The organism is Amycolatopsis heterodermiae (genome assembly GCF_034929455.1).
GTDB lineage: Bacteria > Actinomycetota > Actinomycetes > Mycobacteriales > Pseudonocardiaceae > Amycolatopsis > Amycolatopsis heterodermiae.
In genome coordinates, this window is record NZ_JAYFSI010000001.1 from 2,120,306 (window position 1) to 2,136,020 (window position 15,715).

General features: G+C 72.5%; 13 protein-coding genes. 7 read left to right on the forward strand and 6 right to left on the reverse strand.

The features are described 5' to 3' along the window. Positions 1–59 precede the first annotated feature (59 nt). The 3 genes from VA596_RS10400 (at position 60) to VA596_RS10410 (ending at position 2,756) form a co-directional block, all read left to right on the forward strand. Positions 60–893 (forward strand): helix-turn-helix transcriptional regulator, encoded by an 834-nt coding sequence (locus VA596_RS10400; protein ID WP_323325455.1) that lies wholly within the window; start codon positions 60–62, stop codon positions 891–893. 76 nt (positions 894–969) lie between these two features. Continuing rightward, positions 970–2,094 (forward strand): sensor histidine kinase, encoded by a 1,125-nt coding sequence (locus tag VA596_RS10405; protein WP_323325456.1) that lies wholly within the window; start codon positions 970–972, stop codon positions 2,092–2,094. Next, a complete protein-coding gene (locus VA596_RS10410) occupies positions 2,091–2,756 on the forward strand; it encodes a response regulator transcription factor (RefSeq protein ID WP_323325457.1) in 666 nt (221 codons plus the stop codon). Before VA596_RS10405 ends, VA596_RS10410 begins: the two co-directional genes overlap by 4 nt. Here VA596_RS10410 and VA596_RS10415 read toward each other — a convergent pair. After that, positions 2,737–3,333, reverse strand: coding sequence for a hypothetical protein (locus VA596_RS10415; RefSeq protein ID WP_323325458.1), 597 nt, complete (start codon positions 3,331–3,333; stop codon positions 2,737–2,739). The genes VA596_RS10410 and VA596_RS10415 overlap by 20 nt on opposite strands. Before the next feature lie 353 nt (positions 3,334–3,686). Here VA596_RS10415 and VA596_RS10420 point away from each other — a divergent pair, with 353 nt between their 5' ends. The 3 genes from VA596_RS10420 to VA596_RS10430 all read left to right on the forward strand — a co-directional run bounded on the left by VA596_RS10420 (position 3,687) and on the right by VA596_RS10430 (position 7,885). Next, positions 3,687–4,889: a hypothetical protein gene (locus VA596_RS10420; protein WP_323325460.1), complete on the forward strand. Its 1,203-nt coding sequence runs from the start codon at positions 3,687–3,689 to the stop codon at positions 4,887–4,889. 147 nt (positions 4,890–5,036) lie between these two features. Continuing rightward, positions 5,037–6,269, forward strand: a complete 1,233-nt coding sequence (locus VA596_RS10425) for a DUF1707 domain-containing protein (protein WP_323325462.1) — start codon at positions 5,037–5,039, stop codon at positions 6,267–6,269. A gap of 11 nt (positions 6,270–6,280) precedes the next feature. Continuing rightward, positions 6,281–7,885 (forward strand): SAM-dependent methyltransferase, encoded by a 1,605-nt coding sequence (locus tag VA596_RS10430; RefSeq protein ID WP_323325463.1) that lies wholly within the window; start codon positions 6,281–6,283, stop codon positions 7,883–7,885. A 6-nt stretch (positions 7,886–7,891) separates the two neighbouring features. Here the strand turns inward: VA596_RS10430 and VA596_RS10435 are convergent, their stop codons facing one another. From VA596_RS10435 to VA596_RS10455, 5 genes are read right to left on the reverse strand one after another with little or no spacing between them, the layout of a single operon-like run. Further along, positions 7,892–9,199 carry an acyltransferase family protein gene (locus VA596_RS10435; protein ID WP_323325465.1) on the reverse strand — a complete coding sequence of 436 codons (1,308 nt, stop codon included), beginning with the start codon at positions 9,197–9,199 and terminating at the stop codon, positions 7,892–7,894. A gap of 3 nt (positions 9,200–9,202) precedes the next feature. Continuing rightward, positions 9,203–11,011, reverse strand: coding sequence for a glycosyltransferase family protein (locus VA596_RS10440; protein ID WP_323325466.1), 1,809 nt, complete (start codon positions 11,009–11,011; stop codon positions 9,203–9,205). 2 nt (positions 11,012–11,013) lie between these two features. Next, positions 11,014–11,565, reverse strand: a complete 552-nt coding sequence (locus VA596_RS10445) for a hypothetical protein (RefSeq protein ID WP_323325468.1) — start codon at positions 11,563–11,565, stop codon at positions 11,014–11,016. Further along, complete coding sequence (locus tag VA596_RS10450) at positions 11,562–13,502, reverse strand: glycosyltransferase family 4 protein (RefSeq protein ID WP_323325470.1); 1,941 nt, start codon at positions 13,500–13,502, stop codon at positions 11,562–11,564. The genes VA596_RS10445 and VA596_RS10450 overlap by 4 nt, the downstream gene beginning before the upstream one ends. A 31-nt stretch (positions 13,503–13,533) precedes the next feature. Next, positions 13,534–14,868 (reverse strand): alginate O-acetyltransferase AlgX-related protein, encoded by a 1,335-nt coding sequence (locus VA596_RS10455; RefSeq protein ID WP_323325472.1) that lies wholly within the window; start codon positions 14,866–14,868, stop codon positions 13,534–13,536. A gap of 148 nt (positions 14,869–15,016) precedes the next feature. Here VA596_RS10455 and VA596_RS10460 point away from each other — a divergent pair, with 148 nt between their 5' ends. Further along, positions 15,017–15,640 (forward strand): hypothetical protein, encoded by a 624-nt coding sequence (locus VA596_RS10460; RefSeq protein WP_458364005.1) that lies wholly within the window; start codon positions 15,017–15,019, stop codon positions 15,638–15,640. Positions 15,641–15,715: the final 75 nt, after the last annotated feature.

The following is a 15,715-nucleotide window of genomic DNA, read 5'->3' on the forward strand; positions in this document are numbered from 1 at the left end:
GTTTATCCGGGTACCGCCACTACCTGGTACCAGTTTCGGGAGCGTGTCATCCTGGCACCATGACCGCTGCCGTCGAATCCGAACTCCGCCGCCAGGAGCTGGCGAGGTTCCTGCGCAGCCGACGTGAGCGGATCACGCCCGAGCAGGTCGGCCTGCCGCTCATGGGCCGCCGCCGCACGCCGGGGCTGCGCCGCGAGGAGGTCGCGCAGCTCGCCGGGGTCGGCGTCACCTGGTACACGTGGCTCGAGCAGGGGCGCGACATCAACGCGTCCGAGCAGGTGCTGCAGGCGATCGCGCGCACGCTGCGCCTCGACCCGCACGAGCACACCCACCTCTTCCGGCTGGCCGGCGCCCCGGAGCCGGACGGCGAGAAGGACTGCCAGGTCCTCTCGCCGCAGCTGGAGCTGATGCTGAAGAAGCTCGAGCCGTACCCGGTCGCGGTGCGCAACGCCCGCTGCGACCTGCTGGGCTACAACCGCGCGTACAGCTGGCTGATGGGCGACGTCGACGCGATCCCGTTCGAGGACCGCAACACCCTCGTCCAGTGCCTGCTCAACCCGGAGTGGCGCAAGCGGATGCTGGACTGGGACACGAACATCCCGCGCGTCATCGCGTCGTTCCGCGCGGCGATGGCCGAGCACGTCGCCGAACCCGCGTGGAAGCAGCTGGTCAAGCGGCTGAAGGCGGAGTCGCCGCTGTTCGCCGAGCTCTGGCCGCACCACGACGTCAACTCCGAGCCGATCCGCACGAAGCGGTACCTGCACCCGGACGCCGGGTTGCTGTGCTTCAACTTCACCTACCTCTACTACGGCCGCCGCTCGGAGATCACCGTGTCGACCTACACCCCGGCCGACGAGGAGACGGCGGCCAAGCTGCCGCTCGTGTTCGGCTGACTACGACACCGGACGTACGCGGGGAGTCGCTTCAGGACGGACGCGCCCCGGCCGTCCGACCGGTAGTTTTCGCAGCATGAGAAGGCCGCCGCAGACCCGCCTGTCCCCGTGGGTGGGGCGCGTCGTCCGCACGGTCGTCGTGACCGCCTTCGTGCTCGGCGCGACGAGCGGCGCGTCGCGGTGGCAGACCGGGGTGTCGCAGATGACGCCGCCCGCCGCGGCCTGGCTCGTCGCCACCACGCTGACGCTGCTGCTCGTCCACCGCTTCCCGCTGACGCTCTTCCTGGTCACGACGGCGTCCGCGTTCGGTTACTACGCCTCGGGGTTCCCCGGCGGGCCGGTCATCGTCGTGCCGACCATCGCCCTGTTCGTGCTCACCCGGCAGCGCGGCCCGCTCGTCGCCGGGATCACCGGCGCCGGTGCGCTGGCCGCGCTCTACCTGGGGCACATCGTCACCTCGGGGTCGTTCGCCCTGGAGTTCGGCGCCGGGTTCCTCGTCGTCTGGCTGACGGCGGTGGTCGGGATCGGCACGGCCGTCCGCTACCAGCTGGACGCGCTCGCCGCCCGGCGCGGGCAGGCCGACGAGCACCGGCACCGGCTCGCCGAACAGGAACGGCTGCGCATCGCCCGCGAGGTGCACGACGTCGTCGCGCACAGCCTCGCCATGATCAACGTCCAGGCCGGCGTCGCCGCGCACGTCGCCGACCGGCGGCCCGAGCAGGCGAAGGAGGCGCTGCTGAACATCAAGGAGGCCAGCGCGTCCGCCCTCAAGGACCTGCGCGCGACGCTGGCCGTGCTGCGGTCCGGGGAGGACAAGGCGCCCGCGCCGAGCCTCGCCCAGGCCGCCGAGCTGCTGGCCCACGCGCGTGACGCCGGGCTCACCGTCGACGTCCAGGGCGAGCCCGGCGAGCTCCCGGCCCCGGTCGACGCCGCCGGGTACCGGATCCTGCAGGAGTCGCTGACCAACGTCGTGCGGCACGCCGACCAGGCGAGCCACGTCGACGTCCGGTTCGAGCGCCGGCCGGGCGCCTTCACGCTGCGGGTGCGCGACGACGGCCGCGGCGCCGCCCCGCCGACGCCGGGCCACGGCCTGCGCGGCATGGCGGAACGCGCGGCGGCGCTCGGCGGGCGGTTCACGGCCCAGCCGGCCGGAACCGGCTTCGAAGTGTTCGTCGAACTGCCGATCGAGGGAGAAGCATGATCCGCGTCCTGCTGGCCGACGACCAGGTGCTGGTCCGCGCCGGGTTCCGCGTGCTGCTGGAGACCGAGGACGGCTTCGACGTCTGCGGCGAGGCCGGCGACGGCGAGCAGGCCGTCGCGCTCGCGATCGAGCACAAACCCGACATCGTCGTGATGGACATCCGGATGCCCGGCGTCGACGGCCTCGAAGCCACCCGCCGGATCTCCGCGAACCCGGAGCTGGCCGGGACGAAGGTGCTGGTGCTGACCACCTTCGACATCGACGAGTACGTCTACGAGGCGTTGCGCGCGGGCGCCAGCGGGTTCCTGCTCAAGGACACCGAGCCGGTCGAGCTGCTGCGCGCGCTGCGGGTCGTCGCGAGCGGGGAGGCCCTGCTGGCGCCGACCGTCACGCGACGGCTGATCCAGGAGTTCGTCGGCCGCCCGGAGAACCGGCGGATCGACACCAGCGCCGTCCGGGAGATCACCGACCGCGAACGCGAGGTGCTCGGCCTGGTCGCGGGCGGCATGTCGAACGACGAGATCGCCGCCCACCTGGTGATCTCGACGGCGACCGCGCGCACCCACGTCAGCCGCATCATGACGAAGATCGGGGCCCGCGACCGCGCCCAGCTGGTCGTGCTCGCCTACGAGTCCGGGCTGGTCACTCCGCGTCGGCCGTGACGGGCGCGCGGCGCAGCGCGACCAGGACGTTCAGCAGGAAGACCAGCAGCAGCAAGCTCACCGACAGCCAGAAGCCGAGCCGCAGCTCGACGGCGGCGACGGCCTCGTCCTCGACGCTGGTGCCCTGGCCCGACGACAGCGACGAGACGGTGGCCGAGATCAGGCGCGCGTTGTCGGTGAGGTTGCCCAGCGCGAACACCTCGGTCACCACGAGCAGCACGGCGCCCGTCCCGGAGACGACGACCGCCGTCAGCGCCCGGGCCTTCGGGGTCCGCAGCAACGCCGTCCCGAGCCCGAGGACCAGCAGCACGGCGGCGACGATCGCCAGGACCTGCACCAGCACGGGCATGTCGAACTTGTCCGCCACGGCCGCCTGCTGCGCCGGGGTCAGGCCGAGGCCGTCGACGCCGGTGATCTTCTGCTGGCCGGTGACCAGGTCGGCGCCGGAGTAGCCGACCTCGGTCCGGGTGCCGTCCGGCGCGTCGCAGGACGCGGCCAGGCACGGCAGGAAGAGGAAGAGCAGCAGAGCGAGCAGGAAACCGGCCGGCGTGATCCGGCGCGTCACGAGCTGGGGCACGCGGTCGACCCAACCACAGGTCAGCCGCGCCGGACCCGTCGCACCACGCGGAACGCCCGCACCAGGAACACGACGGCGAGGACGGCGACCAGGCAGATCCAGATCACGGCGCCTCCTTCCCGGCCGATGCTCTGCTCAGTAGGCGTCCGGGGGTGGGACGGCGTTCATCGACACGGCGGACGTCACACCTTCGGGCTAACGACCGGAATCGGCGGCCGGTCGTCCGGTTACCCGCTGGGAGTCTCCACAAAGACCGCTTCTTCCGCTACGTTGCGGATCAACCACAAACCGCAATCTCGCAGGTCGGCCCTCCGTGCCAGACTGATGCCCCGAACGGTGGATGGGGGTCGAACATGAGCTGGCAGGAAGATCTGCGCCGACTCGACGCGGACCTGGCAGCCGGGCGGATCGAGCCGTCCGCGCACCGCAAGCAACGGGACGAGCTCCTCGCCGCGGCCTCCGGCTCCACCGTGCCGTCACCGGTGCCGTCGCCGTTGCGCCGTCCGACGGAACGCACCTGGCAGAGCGCGAACCCCGGGTTCGGCAGGCTGTCCGAACCGGTCTCGGAGCCGCGTCCGCTGCCGAAGCAGCCGACACCCGCGGAACGGCCCTGGATGCGCACCCAGCCGCCGGGCGCGAAGACGCACCCGCCGAGCGGGATCCCGGCGCTGCCGGACCACATGACCACCGCGCCGAGCCCGGCCGACATCGTCCCGACCCGCTACCTGCGCGTCGACGGGCAGATCACGCACCCCGGCACGCCCAGCCGGTTCCCGCCCGTCGTGGCGGAGGCGGGCTCGGCGCCGCCGGTGGACCCACCGGAACCGGACGCCCGCGGCAAGCACCGGTGGGAGCACCTCGGAGCCGACGACGCCGAGGGATCGTCGCGCCGGCCGACCTGGCTGTTCCTGACCCTCGGTGTCGTACTGGTGCTCGCACTGGTCGTCGGCGGCACCTACTGGCTCGGCACCCGGTCCGACGAACCCGCCGACACCGCGCTGCCGCCGGTGGCGTCGTCGCCGGTGCCGTCGCTGACGCTGCCGTCGGCGACGAACGGCGCGATCGACCCCTCGCTCTCCCTCGAGCAGCGGCTGCCCGCGCTGCCGGGCAAGCCGAACGCCGACAACTCGACGATGTCGATCGACAAGGCGCTCGAGGCGAAGGTGATCACCGAGGCCGACGCGAAGCAGATCCGGAACAACAACGCCAAGGAGATCATCTTCCGGGCGTCGTCCGACACGGGGAAACCCCGCGACGGCAACCTGATGATGGCGATCCCGACGTTGTCGGTCTTCGACGCGAAACACCTCGCGGCCGGCCTGCGGCAGAACCTCTCCGGCGCGAAGCTGGCCGCGACCCGCCTCGGGCCGACGGAGGACGACCTGATGTACACCCAGCGCGGCAACGACAGCTGGGTCGGCATCCTCTGGTACTCCTCGGGAGCGGTGGTCGTCGGCATCGGCGTGTCCCAGGCGGGCACCGCCGATTCGACCGGTCTGCGGTCCCGGCTCAAGGCGATCCAGGAGAGCGTGACGGCCGTTCTGCCGCCCGGCTGAGCGGTCGCTTGCGAAGGTCAGGTGACAATCCGACCCGCGGGGCGGGCGGGCACCTCAGAAGTGCACAATGTGCATGTCAGTTGAACAGGCGAGGCCGTTTCGGTCGGCTCGTGGCCGATCGATCAGACTGGAAAAAGGGGGCTCCTGGTGTCCTGGCAGGAGGAGCTGCGTCGGCTGGACGAGGAGCTCGCGGCGGGACAGTTGTCCGCCGACGAGTATCGGACCCGACGTGACCAGGTGCTTTCGTCCGCGGTGGGCGTGCAGGACCCGCAACCGCAGCAACCGCCGTCACCCGGCGCCGACGAGACGCAGGTGATCGCGCCGGTCAGCCCGCCCGGCGGAATCCCGCAGCCGCACCAGCAGCAGCAACAACAGCCGGGTGACGCCGAGCGCACGCAGGCCGTTTCGTGGCAGGCACAGCAGCCCAACGCCGGCGCGACCGCGTTCGTGCCGCCGTCGCAGCAGTTCTCGCCGCCCGGTGGGTTCGCGCAGCCGCCGCAGCAGCAGCCGGTCGACGACAACCCGGAGCGCACCCAGGTCGTCCGCAACACCGGCGAGTACCAGCCGAACTACCAGGGCTACTCGCAGCAGCCCCCGCCCCCGCAGGCCGGCTGGAACCAGGTGCCGCCCGGCGCCGCCGCGCCGCCGTGGGGTGCCGAAGACGCCGCGCCGCAGCACGACGCGAACTGGATGCGCCAGGGGCCCGAGTCCTACTTCGAGACCAAGAAGAGCTCCGGCAAGAAGAAGGGCATCACCATCGTCGCGGCGGTGCTGGTGGTCCTGCTCGCCGGCTTCGCGATTTGGTGGTTCGGGCTGCGCGGCGACTCGAACAACAACGTCGCGAACCCGTCGTCGTCCGGCAATCCCACGTCGGCGGCGCCGAGCACCACGCCGCCCCCGCCGAGCATCGCGCCCACCCGCGTGCCGCCGATGCCGGGCAAGGCCAGCTCCAAGAACGGCACGATGAGCGTCGACGAGGCCGTGCAGAACGAGTTCCTGGTCGCCGCCGAGGGCACCTCGGTCAAGGCCGCCGGCTCCTCGTACGTGACGTGCCAGGCGTCGACGAACTCCCCGTTCGACTACACGGTGCTGCTCGTCAACACCCCGAGCGTCGCGGACGCCAACCGGCTGGCGCAGTCCCTGCAGAAGCCCGCCGGCAGCACCGGCCTCCAGCCGGTCGCCGACCACTCCGGGCTCCCGCAGTCGGTCTCGGTCTTCAAGGCGGTCCAGTCCGACCACACGACCTACCGCGCGGTGTACGTCTCGGGCGTCGCGGTGATCCGCGTCGACGTCAACCAGGCCCCGGCCACCGACACGGCCGTGACCAAGGAGTTCGAGGGCGTCATGAAGGCGATGCTGGAGAACGTTCCGAACTCGTGACCGGAGCCCAGGTGACCACGCCACTCCGGTCCCGGGTCGACCAGGACGAGTACGGCTGCACGGTGTTGTCGACCGGCGTCTCCGACTACGCGGACGGCGCCGAGGACCTGGTCACCGCTCTGCTGGAGAACGCGCAGGACCGCGGGTCGCTCAGTGACGAGCTGACCCTCGCCGCGCGGACCTGGCCCGAGCGGTACCACCTCGACCACGGCCGCGCGAACGTGCTGCGCACCCTCCGGCTGCCCGCCGAAGCGGCGGTGCTGGAGATCGGCTGCGGAACCGGCGCGGTGACGAGCTACCTCGCCGAACGCTGCCGGTCCGTGGACGCCGTCGAGCCGGTGGCGAGCCGCGCGCGCGGGGCGCGGGCCCGCACCCGCGACCTCGGTGACGTCGAGGTCTTCGTCGGCGGGATCGACGACGTCCCGGCGGTCGAGGCGTACGACGTCGTGGTCGTCATCGGCGTGCTCGAATACGTCGGCGCCGGTGGTGACGAAGACGAGGCCTACGCAGGCTTTTTGCGCGCCGCGCACGCCCGGCTGCGCCCGGGCGGGACGCTGGTGCTCGCGATCGAGAACCAGCTGGGCGTCAAGTACCTCTGCGGTGCCGCGGAAGACCACACCGGGATCCCGTGGGACGGCGTCACCGGTTACCCGGCGGGCGGCGTCGCCCGGACGTTCTCCCGCAAGCGGCTCCTCGGTCTGGTGGACCGCGCCGGGTTCGCCGGGACGACCGTGCTCGGCGCCTTCCCGGACTACAAGCTGACGCGGGCCCTGCTTTCCGACGAACTGCTCGGGACGCGGCCGCGGCTGGCCGCCCAGCTTCCCAGCTTCCCCAGCCCGGACTGGGCGGGCGCGGGGGAGCGCGTGGCGGACGAGCAGCGCGTGTGGACGGAGCTGGTCGGTGCCGGGCTGGCCGCGCACCACAGCAACTCGTTCCTCGTGCTGGCCGCGAAAGACGGCGAACAGCGGCTCTGGCCGGACGGCGTGCTGGCGTCGTTCTTCAGCACCGACCGCGCCGCCGACTTCTGCACCCAGTCCGTTGTGGAGCGCGAAGGTGACACCCTGCGCGTGCGCCGGGCCCCGCTGGCCGCGCACCCCGCGCCGGCGCACGGCGTCCGCATCGTGTCCACTGTGGACGACGTCGTCGACGCGCCGACGTTGCTCGGTCTCGCGCGGCAGCACCCCGAGCGGCTGACCGAGCTGCTCGGCCGCTGGCGTGATCTCGTGGTCGCCCGTGCCGGGGAGTTCGGCCCGCGGCTGTGGGACCTGACGCCGCAGAACGTCCTCGTGACGGCGTCCGGGCTGGTCCCCATCGACCTCGAATGGCACGTCGACGGCTGCACCGCGGACGACGTCGTGAACCGCGGAATCCTGATCACCGCCGACGAGCTGGCCCGCGGTGGCCACCCGGTGGGGCCGACCGTCGCGGACGTCGTGCGCGACCTGTGCGATCGGCTGGGCCTCGAGGAAGCGGCGGTGCTGCGGGGCGTGACGGCGGAGGCCCGCTTCCAGGCCGTCCGCCAGGCGGGCCGCAGCGACCCCGACTACCTGGCCGCACGGACCGCCGAGCTGGAGCGGGCCTGGACGGTCCGGCTGGCCGAACCGTCCGAGAACTGACGCCGCTCAGGCCCGCATCGACTCCGGCAGCATCCGCCGCATCGCGCGCCGGGTGGGCTCCTCGAAGAAGCGGTGCAGGACGTGGGCGATCAGGACCGTCAGCGCGAGGAAGCCGAGCACGATCAGCCGGTACTCCCAGCTCGTCGGCATGTCCGTGATGTGCAGCTTGGTCTGGATGACGTGCCGCATCACGTCGATGACGAGCCAGTGCACCAGGTACAGCGCGAACGAGATCTTCCCGCCCCAGATCAGGAGCTTCGTCCGGAGCAGCCAGGACATCGGTTCCTTCGTGCTGATCGCCAGCGAGCCGATCAGCAGCAGGAACAACGGCACCACGACCACCGTCTCGGCCGAGCCCCACATCAGGTGCCCGTTGATGCGCCAGTCGAGTCCCATGTTGTAGCGGCGGAACGGGTCGAAGTGCTGCACCAGGAAGATCACCGCGACGATCACCACGAAGACGACCGTCGGGCGCAGGAACCACGGCAGCCGCGCGGCGCGGCCGCAGCGCATCACGATCAGCGCCGTGAACGCGCCGCCGAAGAACTCCGTGAGGACGCGCAGCGGGATCATCCCCGGCACCAGCGCGTTGTGGAACAGCAGCAGGTCGCTGCCGTCCTCCATGGTCACCCCGATCGCGACGATCGGGAACACCGAGACCAGCGCGCACAGGACGAGCGAGCGCAGGCGCACGGTCTGCAGCATCTTCGCGAGCACCGCGATCGCGACGCTGAAGACCAAGTACGCCAGCCACTCCGCGCTCAGCGACCAGTCCACCGGGTTCCACTGGTCCGGTTCGATGAACCAGCCCTGGATCAGGAGGACGTGCTCGAGGAACCGGGCCGGGCTGGCCGCGGCCTGGATGCTCGCGTCGGCGTTGGCCTGCAGTGAGTAGGCGCGGTAGAGCGCCCAGCCCAGCAGCACCAGGAACATCACCGGCCAGATCCGGCTCAGCCGCAGCCAGAGGAACCCGAGCGCCTTGCGCGGGGTCCACGGCTCGGTCATCCGGTCGAGGTGGGTGTAGGTCATGATGAAGCCGCTGAGCACGAAGAACAGGTCCACGCCGAGGTGCCCGGCGTCGAACAGGGGCGCCAGCCGGCCGAGGAACGGGAACGACGAAACCAGCTCCGGGCGGAAGTGGAACGCCAGCACCCACAGGGCCGCCAGGGCGCGGACGCCGGTCAGCTGCGGGATGAACGACGGCAGCGCCCCGCTTTCCCGGGTCTCCGCGGCCGCCGGCTTGGCGGGTGGTTCCGGCGGGCGGTGCTCGGGCGTGATCGCCGGGAGCACGTCCGTGGTCTCGGTGCTGTCCATGTCCTACCGTTTCGCGTTCGTCGCGGCCCAGGCGCGCTGGGGATCGAGGTCGACCGGCCGGGCCGGCGGGTCGGGCACCACGCGGGACAGCAGGACCTGCTGCACCAGCTCCGTGCGGTCGCCCCGGTCGGCGATCCCCAGCCAGAAGCCGTGGTGTTCGAGGCCTTCCGACCACGGGTCTTCCGGCCAGCCACCGAGCTCCTCGAGCACGGTCCGCCGCACCAGGTAACCGCTCCCCAGGTAGGGCAGCCGCGCCAGCCGCCGCGCCTCCGGGGGAAGGGCGCCGACGAGCCCCAGTTCGGCGTCCGCGACCGGGCAGTGGGCCAGGTCCGCGCCCGCCCGCACCGCGCCGAGCAGCCGTGCCACGAGGTGGGGGGAGCATCGCATACCGGCGTCGAGCACCAGCAGCAGGTCGGCCTGTGAACTGGCCAGGAGCCGGTTGTACGCGTGGCCGGCGCCGCGGGCGACCGGGTGGTGGAGCACGTCGTAGGGCTTCGGGCCGCCGGGCTCGACCGTGCCGTCTTCGCAGACGAACACCCCCGCGGGCACGGTCGTCCCGCGGGCGAGGTCGTCGACCAGCGCGGCGACCCCGGGGTCGCCGATCCGCCGCACGATCAGCACGTCCACGTCGTCCGCCCGCGTCCCGCCGCTCGGCGCGAGCGGCAGCGCGGCTGGGGTGCGGACCACGCCGTCCGTGCGCCGCGCGGTTTCGGCGCGTTCCACGGTGAGCCGGGCCGCGAGCCGCCGGTCGGCGCCGGGGTCGGCGCCGAGGGACTCGGCACCGCGGAACCGGGGGTCCCAGCTCGGGGTGTCGACGGCCAGCGGCCCGTCGGCCGGGACGGCGATCGCGGCCGACGTCCGCACCGGGCGGCCGGAGCGGGCCGGCGCCGGGTGCCGCTCGGCCAGCTCGGCGGCCAGGTCCACCAGCGCACGGGCCGACGGCGCCATGTCCAGCTCTTCGCGGACGAAGCGGTAGGCCTCGGCGCGGATCGACCGTTCGAGCGCGCCGTCACGCAGCATCGCCGCGGTGGCCGCGCCGACGACCGTCTCCCTCGCCACCAGCAGGTGCTGCCCGGCGGTGAACGGCGCGAGGTCGCGGCTGGGTTCGGTGACGACGACGCAACCGTTGCAGGCCGCTTCCAGCACCCGCACCCACTCGAGCGCCTTCGAGGATTCGCGGTGCAGGTTCAGCAGCACGCGGCTGCGGGCCAGGTGCTCGTGCTTCGCCCGGCCCATCAGGAAGTCCGGGCGCGGCTTCACCATCGGCTCGTGCGGCGGGGTGAGCAGCCGCACCTCGAGCCCGTCGAGGTCGCGCGCGGCCCGGGCCAGCAACGCCGAGCGGCGGTGCTCGGCCGTGCCCAGGTACGTGACGTCGACGTCACGCGGGCTGTCGAGGTCACCGCCCCACCGGTCCCACAGCGGGGTGTAGCCGAGCTGGAACCGGCGGACGTCGTGGCCGCGCCGCACCAGCTCGCCGGTGGAGTCGGCGTTGATGTCCACCGCGCCGCCGAACTGCGGCAGCAGGCCGGCGCTGGTGTCGAAGGTGCGCGTGCCGGGGTGCTCGACGCAGAACGCGATCGTCCGGCGCAGCTGGTCCGGGCGCGGGCGCTGCTTCTCGGGCAGCACCACCAGGTACTCGTGCGGGACGACGACGAACACCGCGTCGTCGTCCTCGGACTCGGGTAGTGGCCCGGTGTGGGTCTCGGCCCGGCCGCCCACCGACCGCACCGCGTCGGCGACGACCTCGAAGAGCTCCTCCATGAAGGCGCTGCCACCCGGCGCGGACGCCAGCACCAGTCGGGGTGCGGCCACCGTCAGCGGGTCTTCCGGCGGACGGTGCGCAGCGGCGCGGTGACCTTCCAGCTGATGGTCTGGCGGTGCGCGTCGAGCTCGTGGGAGAGGTCGGCGACCTGGCGGCGCAGCTGCTCGGCCTCCCGGTGGTCGTGCTCGACGACCTCGGGCAGGTCGGCGCCGTGCAGGGCGAGCTCGGCCTGCAGCAGGTCCATCCGCAGCTGGTCGCGTTCGGTGCGGGTGCGTTCCAGCTCCTGCCGGGCGAGGTCGCGGTCGCGGCGCAGGGCGTCCAGCTCGACGCGCGCCTCCGAGGCCTCGTCGACCTGGCGGCGCAGATCGTCGTTGGCGCGGGCGTCCTCGACGAGCCGCTCCTGCACCCGGAGGGCTTCGCGCAGGTCCGCGTCGGCGCCGCGGAGCCGGCCCAGCAGCCGCTCGCGCTCGGTCATCAGCACCGAGCGCTCGGCCCGCAGCTGCAGCAGCTCGGCCCGCACGGACGCCGGAACGGCGTACTCGACCGGCTCGCCCGGTTCGTCGTCGCGCGGGGCCGGGTTCTTCGGGCCTTCTTCGGAGCTCATGCGTCCCGTTCCTCGGTACCGGTGCCTCGGGCGAGGCCTTTCAGGATGGTGGAGAACTCCTGCCCGTAGTGCGTGGAGTCCAGGAAGGCGCCGACGCCGGCCAGCGCGCGCTCGGCGATCCGCTCGCGGGCCGCGGGCGGGGTGTCCAGCGCCCGCAGCAGCCCGACCGTGAGGGCGCTGAGGTCGTTGGGCACGAACAGCCAGCCGCTCTCGCTGTCGCTGATGATCTCGCGGGTGCCGAACACGTCGGCGGCGACGACCGGCACCCGGAACGCCATCGCTTCGAGGATCGAGCGCGGCAGCGACTCGATGTCCGAGCTGTTGACGAACACGTCCGCCGCGCGCAGCCACCGCAGCGGGTCGCGGACGATCGGCACCAGGCTGACCGAGCCGGTCAGCCCGGCCGCCTCGACGTAGTCCTCGAGGGCGTCGCAGTACGGCGACTCGTGCATCCCGACGATCACCAGGTGGGCGTCCGGGTGCGTCGAGCGCACCTGCTCGAAGGCCAGCAGCAGCGGGGCGTGGCCCTTGCGCGGCTCGCTGACGCCGATGTTGAGCAGCACGGTCGCGTCTTCCGGCAGGCCCAGCTCCCGCCGGACCGCTTCCTTCGAGTCGTACCGTGCCTGCTCGACCGGGACGAGGTCGATGCCGTACCGGACGGTGACGCACCGCCGCGACCGCGACCTCGGCAGGAACATCTCGCGCGTGGCGTCGGCGACGAACACGAGCTGGTCCGCGTGCGCCAGGCAGTGCTCCCAGCGCTCCCGCACCAGCGGGTCGAGACCGTCCATGCCCCAGTTCAGGTAGGCGAAGTCCTCGAGGCTGAAGCTCTCGTGGATCACCCACGCCACCGGCAGCCCCGCGCGCATCGCCGCGTCGACCCCGGCGAACATGCCGAGCGTGTTCACCAGCACGACCCCGGCGCCGGTCGCGGTGGCCAGCATGGCCAGCTCGCCGACGTAGGCGGCGTACTGCACCGCGTCCTGGACGCGGTGGTGGCCGGTGACGTGCACGGTGACGCCCAGGTCCTCCAGCTCCGCGCGCAGCGGGCCGTCCTCGGGCGAGACCAGGGTGACCTTGTGGCCGTGCGGGCCCGCCAGGTGGCGCAGCAGCTCGCTGAGCCAGAACTGGCCGCCGCCGACGCGCAGGCTGTGCGTGACGACCAGGACGTGGTCGGTGTCCACGGCGGCCTTGACCCGGGCCAGCAGCTCGCCGGTGAACGCCGACGCGCGGGCCGCGGCCTCGGCGTCACGCCGGTCGACCGGCCGCCGCCGCAACGTCGCGTATCGGGTCGGCGAGCTCCACTCGCGGCCGTCGCGGGTCCAGGCCCGCACCCGGAAGGTGACCTTCCGCCGGTCGCCCGGCGCCATCGGCAGGGGCACGCGGGCTTCGTACCCGCTCAGCCCGGCCTGCCGGATCTCGCCGGGCAGCGCGCTGGTGACGTCCGGCCGCGGCAGCATCAGCCGGGCGCGCTGCGGCGCGGCGCCGTCGACCTCCACCTCGATCCGGCTGGGCAGCCTGCCGTCGAGCAGCAGCCAGCCCGAAACGACCATGAGGTCACCGGTGAGGTCGGCGTCCGCGGCCGGGAAGTCGATCTCGCCCAGCGGCGACGGCACCCGGAACGTGCTCTCCGGCCAGACCGCGGTGCGGCCGAGCTCGGTGCCGTCGGGCGCGGTGATCGTCACCTCGACGCCGACCGGCTGGTCCACCTCGGCCTCCGCCCGCCACACCCAGGTCGGCCAGTCCTCCGGCACCCCGGGCACGGCCGTGGTGCCGCGCTCCCAGTGCACCCTGGCGACCTGCCCGCCGAGCCGGACGGTGCTGCCGTCCGGGCCGCTCGGGGAGACGAGCCAGCCGCCGACCGAGATCCGGTCGGCCGTGACCGAGGCACTGCCGGCGTCCACACCGGCGAGCCACGGCAGCTCCCGCACGATCATCCGATTCCTTCGTTCCTGCGCTGCGAAGCGCTCATCGCCTGGGGTGTTTCGCGAGCTGCTCGCTCAGCGTCTTCACCACGGCCGGGGCCAGGATAGGGCTTTGCCCGCCGATGAGGTTGCGTTCCGCGATTTCGAGGACGATCACGTCGCTGCCGGCGAGCTTCGCCGCGGCCGCGTCGGTGCTTTGCTGGACGTAGTCCGAGTGCATGATCGTCATGTCGGTGAACGTGGCCGCGAGGTACATGTTGGCGAAGCCGGTGAACGAGTCGCCGATCATCGCGACCTTGTCGGGGACGGTGCCGACGGTCGCGCCGCCGTGCAGCTCGATCGGCACGGTGTTGGGCTGGCCGAAGAACGTGCGCGTCCGGTCGGCGCCGCCGTCCGGGGCCAGGCTCTCCAGCTCGGCGGGCTCGCTGCCGGTGCGCCCGATCAGCGGCGGCAGGTCGGTCTGCTTGTCGAACTTCTCCTTGGGCGCGGTCCGCCAGGTGCTCGTCACGCCGGGCCGCAGGTCCTCGGCCAGGGCCCGGACCATCGTCAGGCCGCCGTGGAACTGCCAGTGCGTGTCCTGCTTGAAGTAGATCGGCGCGCCCCGCCGCTGCGACTCGGCGAGCAGCGGCTGCCGCAGGTCCAGGTAGCCGACGTCGGTGTTCAGCCGCTGCCACATCGTCCGGGCGGCGACCGGCGCGCAGTCCTTCCCGGCGTACTGGTCCGGCAGGAACTGCGGGAAGATGTCCGACTTGTCCGGCGGCACGATCAGCACCAGCCGGCGGCCCGACGCCTCGACGGCCTTGCGGAAGCCGATCAGCTCGTCGATCACGGTCGCCGCCGGGATCATCGGGTTGCACTTGGCGTACAGGTCGTTGCCCAGGTACAGCCAGCCGTCGCGGCCTTCGACCACCGGCGGGTAGTTGCTGTTCGTCTGCCCCTGGGACTGGCCGGTCTCCGGGAGGGCGGGCGGCTGGCCGGTGACCGGCCCGACGCCGGGTTGGGCCGGTTTGGCGCCCAGCGCCGGCGGCTCGCCGAAGACGCCGCGGCTGATCCCGTCCTCGGCCTGCACCGCGGCCTGGCGGCCGGGCAGCCAGTCGGTGGCCCACTGGCTGAGCCCGGCGAAGAAGCCCCAGCCGTCGGACAGGCTCGGGAAGTCGTGGAGCTGGTGGTTCTCGAACTCGGCGGGGCGGCCGAACAGGCCGAGCGACACCACCGGCGTCAGGAAGAAGACGACCGCGCAGATCAGAGCGGCCCGCTGGCGGCCGTGGCGCGGGCGGTACATCGAGTGGTCCCTGGGCAGCCAGGCCTCGTGGACCGTGAGGGGCTGGGGCGGTTTCTCCGGCTTCTCCGGTTTCCCGTCCCTCAAGTGCACCGACACCCGTTCACCATAGCCGACCCCCGGTTGGCCGACCCCTGACCACCGCGACCGGCGACTGTCACCCGTCAAGCCCCCGAAAACTGTCGTACATATGTTCTAAAATGGGCGTTGTACAGGGGAGATGCCGCCCGCGACCGCGGGTGGCGTGATGGAGGAAGGCAGGGCCATGGCCTACATCACCCTGCCCACGTTCGTGGGCTATAGCGCCAGCACCGGACCGTCGCGGTCGTCGTTCGTCCGGCGGCAGCGCCGGTTGTACGAGGACCCGGCGCGGGCCGCGTTCAACTACTACCGGCGGGCGGCCAACGCGGTGCGCTCCGGACGGGCGGCGAACCAGGACGAAGTGGCGCTCCGGGCGCTCGTCAACGCGGCGGACGAGAAGACGAAACCGCACTACAGCGCCATCGCCGAGGGCTGGCTGCGGTACCTCGGCCGCAGGTCGCCGCGGCTGGTCGAGGTCGGCCGCGGCCGGTGCCGGCTGGGCGACCTCGAGATCGGCGTCAGCCCGCAGCTCGGCCTGCGCAAGAGCGACGGCCGCCGCTACGCGACCTGGCTCTACTTCAAGGAGGAGCCGCTGAGCAAGGCGTCGGCCCAGCTCGCGCTGTGGGTGCTGGAACAGGCGATGCCGGACATCCTCCCGGACGGCGAGGCGCTGGTGATCGACGTCCGCCGCGCGAAGGAGTACCAGCTCTCGGCGCGTGACCGCGAACGGCTGCGGCCCTGGGCCCGCAGCGAGGCCTCGGCGTTCCTGACCCTCTGGGACGCCGCCTGAGACCGGGGAGGCGCCGGGCCCTCTCCCGGCGTCTCCTTGGTCGTCTTCTAGCATCGGCCCCCGAGCTCAGGGGGC

Bases quoted from the DNA above. Each gene is read 5' to 3' on its own strand.
- VA596_RS10405 (WP_323325456.1), top strand. From the start codon at position 970: ATGAGAAGGCCGCCGCAGACCCGCCTGTCCCCGTGGGTGGGGCGCGTC.
- VA596_RS10410 (WP_323325457.1), top strand. From the start codon at position 2,091: ATGATCCGCGTCCTGCTGGCCGACGACCAGGTGCTGGTCCGCGCCGGG.
- VA596_RS10400 (WP_323325455.1), top strand. From the start codon at position 60: ATGACCGCTGCCGTCGAATCCGAACTCCGCCGCCAGGAGCTGGCGAGG.
- VA596_RS10450 (WP_323325470.1), bottom strand. From the start codon at position 13,502: ATGATCGTGCGGGAGCTGCCGTGGCTCGCCGGTGTGGACGCCGGCAGT.
- VA596_RS10460 (WP_458364005.1), top strand. From the start codon at position 15,017: ATGGAGGAAGGCAGGGCCATGGCCTACATCACCCTGCCCACGTTCGTG.
- VA596_RS10445 (WP_323325468.1), bottom strand. From the start codon at position 11,565: ATGAGCTCCGAAGAAGGCCCGAAGAACCCGGCCCCGCGCGACGACGAA.
- VA596_RS10420 (WP_323325460.1), top strand. From the start codon at position 3,687: ATGAGCTGGCAGGAAGATCTGCGCCGACTCGACGCGGACCTGGCAGCC.
- VA596_RS10435 (WP_323325465.1), bottom strand. From the start codon at position 9,199: ATGGACAGCACCGAGACCACGGACGTGCTCCCGGCGATCACGCCCGAG.